The sequence below is a fragment of the Serratia sp. M24T3 genome (assembly GCF_000257645.1).
GTDB lineage: Bacteria > Pseudomonadota > Gammaproteobacteria > Enterobacterales > Enterobacteriaceae > Rouxiella.
Genome location: NZ_AJHJ01000067.1, coordinates 1 through 4,986, shown reverse-complemented (window position 1 = coordinate 4,986; position 4,986 = coordinate 1). Strand labels below are relative to the sequence as shown.

6 protein-coding genes are annotated in these 4,986 nt (G+C 45.1%); all 6 read right to left on the bottom strand.

The annotated features are described in order from the left end of the window. Positions 1–240: hypothetical protein (locus SPM24T3_RS23865; protein WP_009639415.1), on the bottom strand; the 240-nt coding region annotated here is incomplete at its 3' end. Next, positions 240–617 carry a hypothetical protein gene (locus SPM24T3_RS23860; protein WP_009639414.1) on the bottom strand — a complete coding sequence of 126 codons (378 nt, stop codon included), beginning with the start codon at positions 615–617 and terminating at the stop codon, positions 240–242. The genes SPM24T3_RS23865 and SPM24T3_RS23860, both read right to left, overlap by 1 nt. Beyond that, positions 614–1,078, bottom strand: coding sequence for a DUF1833 family protein (locus SPM24T3_RS23855; protein ID WP_009639413.1), 465 nt, complete (start codon positions 1,076–1,078; stop codon positions 614–616). Before SPM24T3_RS23855 ends, SPM24T3_RS23860 begins: the two co-directional genes overlap by 4 nt. Beyond that, entirely contained in the window at positions 1,065–1,550 is a 486-nt protein-coding gene (locus SPM24T3_RS23850) for a hypothetical protein (RefSeq protein WP_009639412.1), read from the bottom strand. The genes SPM24T3_RS23855 and SPM24T3_RS23850 overlap by 14 nt, the downstream gene beginning before the upstream one ends. Further along, positions 1,550–4,084, bottom strand: a complete 2,535-nt coding sequence (locus SPM24T3_RS23845) for a phage tail tape measure protein (RefSeq protein ID WP_037379761.1) — start codon at positions 4,082–4,084, stop codon at positions 1,550–1,552. Before SPM24T3_RS23845 ends, SPM24T3_RS23850 begins: the two co-directional genes overlap by 1 nt. A 53-nt stretch (positions 4,085–4,137) precedes the next feature. After that, on the bottom strand, positions 4,138–4,857 hold the full coding sequence (locus SPM24T3_RS23840) for a zinc ribbon domain-containing protein (RefSeq protein ID WP_009639410.1): 720 nt from the start codon (positions 4,855–4,857) through the stop codon (positions 4,138–4,140). Positions 4,858–4,986 lie beyond the last annotated feature (129 nt).

Genomic DNA, 4,986 nt, shown 5'->3' with positions numbered 1-4,986 from the left:
ACCAATAGCCCCGTTAGGCATGGGATATAAACGCACTACATCATCAGGTTTTATCACCCTTAGCGCCCATTCATCCTGCGGAATGCGTTTACCTTCAACGGTAATAAAAAACTTTGGTTCTGCTCCCTGACGGGCCTTTGCGCTGATTGAGCACAGCCACTCAAAAATAGTGGTTTCTTGGTGTTGATGCTCTTCTATTGGAATCTCAGCCAGGATTGACGTAAAAACTAGAATTGTCATTATTTCCAAAACTCCAGTTTAGTGTTTTTTCTCATGAACCTGCCCAGCGGCTGCACCGTTACGTTGCTGCCCGGATTGCATTCGGCTACGCACAGCAAAGGGCCATCCCTAATCACCACGGCGACATGATCCACAATGCCGCGCCTGATGACCAAAATCAGGGCACCTGGCATGGGCTCACATTTTTCCAAGAGGGTTGTTAATTCTCTGGCGTGGATTTCTACGCCCCGATCTTGATGGGTCACCCCGTCATATTCCGGCCATGCCTTTAGGCCCAGATCACGACGTACTTCTAGCACCAGGCCATAACAATCCAGATGGGGGTAATTCCTGCCCGCCTCGACATAACGCACTGACTGATATTTATCTAAATTCATAAATAGCGCAGCCCCGGGAACCGACTTAAGACATAGCGCATCCGAGGCCAGGCGGTATCCAGCACATTCATGAAAGAGGCAGTGAGTTTAATTTGCAGGTTCGTCCAGTCCGCACTTTTTAATGTCATGCTGTAGGGGGTTTCTGCTGGCGTCGTGAGATCATCACTCGTGAATCGCCTGAATGTCACCGTGGCTTCGGTTAAATTCTCAAGGGCGGTGCGTACTGCCGCCGATCCTTCACCCGTGATATTGCCGAGAGTAAACTCCAGGTCTTGCGCGCCTTCCGTACTGCGCTCTGGCAATGCCAAGTCCATGGCACAGGCGGTGTAGGTGACACCCCCCAGCGTAATATCCTCATAGGCCTGCACCAAGTTGAATTGCTGACTTCCGATATCAATCGACAGCGTATCCAAAATAACTTCATCGCCGCCGCTGGCATATAAGCGATCAATTATTGTCATTTAATGGCCACTCCCTGTTCATGGCTATATCAAAGATATCGGCACCAACCAGGTAGTCGGGTAAAATATCACTCCAATCCGGGTCAATAACAGGACGAATCCAGACTTCAAGCGTGGCCGAAAGTTTCCAACAGCTAACACCAGACTGAATATCAGCCTCGGAATAGATGTCTTTAAATCGGGTGACGTAATTATCATCGCCCGTCGAAAGGATAAGCGGCATATTGAACCACGCGGCACCATCCTTCAGCTGATAGCGATAAAACCCCTCGAACAGCATGTATTCGCCCGGCGTAAACAGAAAGTTAAGATTAACTTCCATCGGCGTTGACAGGTATTTACGCCGTTGTCGCGCGCGACCACTATCGAGATCTGTGCGTAACAGTGGGCTAACGGGAGACAAAGAGTAGCCATCTTGCAAAACAGTGCACTTCAGAAGATCGGGCCAGTCAATATCTGTGGTGATCGACATTATTTAGCCCTCCTCTTCGTGTCGTATTTTGACGTTATGCTGGCATGCACATTACCGGTGCCTTTTTGCAAATCCCGTGTCACCATGTTGTAACCTTTAATGGCCCCTTGCTCTGCCGCTTTGCGCGTCAGGGCTATCGTGGCATCTGAGGGATTCCCATTTATGCTGATCGGAATGGTGGGAGAATAGGTATTTCCACCGCCACCCGTTGAGCTTTTACTTACCCGCTCAAGGGTCGCATCCAGTTTTGCGGAGGTATTGGCCGTCGTGACGCGCTCACCTTTCTGCAATAACCAGGTGCCGGTCTGTGGAACGGAATCCACGCCATCGTGTGCCATACCGAATAGCGACTTACCGGCAATCATTGCCGCCGCGTTCGCCAGCGTACCTGCAACCGCTGCACCACCGAATGAAGCGATAGAAGCAGCCGTTGCAGCAGGTGCCCACGCATTGGCGGTGGCTGTTGCCTGAGTTGTGGATTGAGTGACCGAAGCATTGCCGATTACTGCCATCAATGCCTGATTTATGAGCCATTGCGCCGCCATTTGGGCCAATGCGCTTACTATGGAATTAAGGATTGTTTGCCCAACGTTAACGAAAGCATCGCTTAATGACTCAGTCCCGGTAATTACGTTGGTTATGTTATCAGCGAGACTGCTGGTAGCCGATTGCAACACACCCGCAACAGCATCGGCAGCTTGTTGGTTATAGTTTTGAGCGGAATTCATGTAGTCTTTGAGAGAATCTAACGCGCCTGATTGCCAATCATCTTTAAGTTTATCTTGGTCCTCCCAGTGCTTCTTATAGATTTTTAACCTTACCTCTAAAGCCTTACTTAATTCTTTTGTTTCATCATCATAACGAGAGCTGCTAATTTCTCCTTTGTTATGTTGTGATTGTAGATCGGCCTGCTTATCCTGAAAATCCTGCTGAACGCTAACCAGCTCCTGCAGGCGTGCTTTTGCCTCGGATCCCATTCCAGCGCCAACAAATTCAACATTCAAACCTTGCTTAACGTTTTTATTTTCTTTTCCTAAATTAGACGCAAATTCTTGTACAGCTAAATTATCCTCATTGGCTTTTTTTAATGCATTTTTAGCGTCTAATTCTTTGGCGGCTAATTTGAGATTTTCTTTTTGAGTCTCATTAAGTTTCGATAATTTCCCCTCAAGAATATCGTAATTTATTTTCTGTAATTCAGTAACATCACTCTCTTTCTTGCCGGTTGTATCGACCAATGCAGCGGCGCGTTTAAGCGCATTCATTCGGTCTTCGTAGGCAGAAACCAAAGGATCCTTTGCTTGTTTCTTAGCGGTTTGCTTTTGGTTATGTTCACCATTACCTAATTTAAAATCAGTAGGGACTGCTATTTTAGGGTCCAGAACCGCCAATCCAGTAGGTATGGTTACAGGTTTTAAAAGAGACGATCTAACTGAACGAAGTTTTTTCAGTTCGTCGGTAGCTTTTCCAACACTGAAATCTTTTCCAGTAAGGAAACTTTCGATGCCGCGTCTAAAGTCATTACTATCGTTATTAGTATCGTCGATCTGCTTTTGCAGAACTTTCATTCTCGCGGTAACTTGGTCGATATTATTTAGATCAATATTACCGCCAAACTCGGCAACTTTAATTCCGGCCAACTTTGCGAAGTCGCCTAAGGCACCCGCCCCTTTGATAAGCCACCCGGCCAAGTTCGATGCCTGAGTCACAAGGTTGACAAGTCCCTGTAATACTTCTGGGGATGTAACGATATTGAACGTGTCGTCTAAAGCCTTTTTCAACGGATCCAAGTTTGCATTAGCAAGACCCACTGCGATTTTATTTTTCACACCGTCAACCGAAACGCCGATATCTTGAATAAAATTGTTGAAAACAAGTAATTTATCGATATCCCCCTGGGGCAAGGCCAGACCTTTGTCTGTAGCCTTTTGCTTTAATTGGTTTAGCTTCTGAGCGCCATTATCCAGCAATGGGATCATTTTTGAGAGATCATTCCCCAACGCTTCAAATATCGTTGTTTTCTGCGCAACATTCATGCCCTTCATCGCAGCAGATATTGCCAACAGCTGTTTATCTGGTGAAACGTTTTGTAGTTTTTTTGCAGACAGGCCGAGGGTATCTAAGGCCTGTGCGGCTTCTCCGCTCTTATTGAGTACTGCATCCCCAATTTTATCGTTCAGATCTTTAAAAATATCTGCAATATTGTCGCCAGATAAACCCGCCTGAGTCGCTGCGTATTGCCATTTTTGAAGTTCGGTTGTACTGATGCCTAAAGACTTAGCCCACCTATCGGTTTCAACAACTGATTCAGCAACGTTTTTAGTTATATTTAAAGCGGCTAAACCCGCGCCAACCGCCGCGGCCGTAATGGCGACCGTTGTGGCACCAATTGCAGTGCCAACAGCCTTAGCATTTTTCTCAACCTCTTTACGCCACTTTGCAGATGAACGCTCCGCTTCACTCATTCCTGCAACAAAACCGCCAACTTTGGCGATCAAATCTAACGTCAAAGTACCTAACGATTTGCTGGCCATATAAACTCCAAGCATAAAAAAACCCGCCTAAGCGGGTTTTAAAGATAATTAATTTAAAGTCCGGGGTATCCAGACACATTGAAGTCAAAAGATTTTATTCCGTATTCATAAAATTCAATACCAACTCGAATATTTTTATTATTAATAATATAACGCTCAAATGCATTTACATTATCAATAAATATTGCAGCATTATCTCCTGGACTAGCTTCCGATGCCGACCATTTTTGAATTTTACCCGAATCCGAACGCGTCTGTATTTCACACCCATCAAAACTACAAATAATGTGACCTTTCTCAATAACTATGTATGCAACTTTCCTTTTTAAATCTTTTCTTATGACAATAGTAGCTTTTGAACCACCATCTACATGGTAAGGGAAATTGAAATCTGCTCCGTTTAATGATGTCGTAAATAAATACGGTTTCTCTTTGTCCGTCATCTCATCTTTGACTACACCTTCCCCCCAATTTTTAATATTTGATATGGGAGTGGCAGGGGCTGGTTCTTCCTTTTTAGGCGCTTGAACCACTGGTTGAGGTGCAACATCATTTTTAATGGTATCACTGTTTGTTACTGCTATATTGCTATCGGTTGTGGGCTTGTCGCCAAAGTAATTTACTAAATAATACAGCGCAAACAGACTAACTATCAAAGCAAAGCAACCAGGCCTTTTTATTCCTGTCTTTGAAATTACAGCCCCGCACTTTGGGCAGGATAGGGCCTCGGTAGAAACATCATTTCCGCATTCCTTACATTTTATGATCGCCATTCACTTTCCACCCATTAAACAATTTTATGGATATCGTAAAGTGAATGTAACAAAAAATGAAGTATTTAAGACCACTCTTTCATTGCCTGAGCGAGCGGGATGCCCTCAGTGTCTGCCGGATCGTCAATG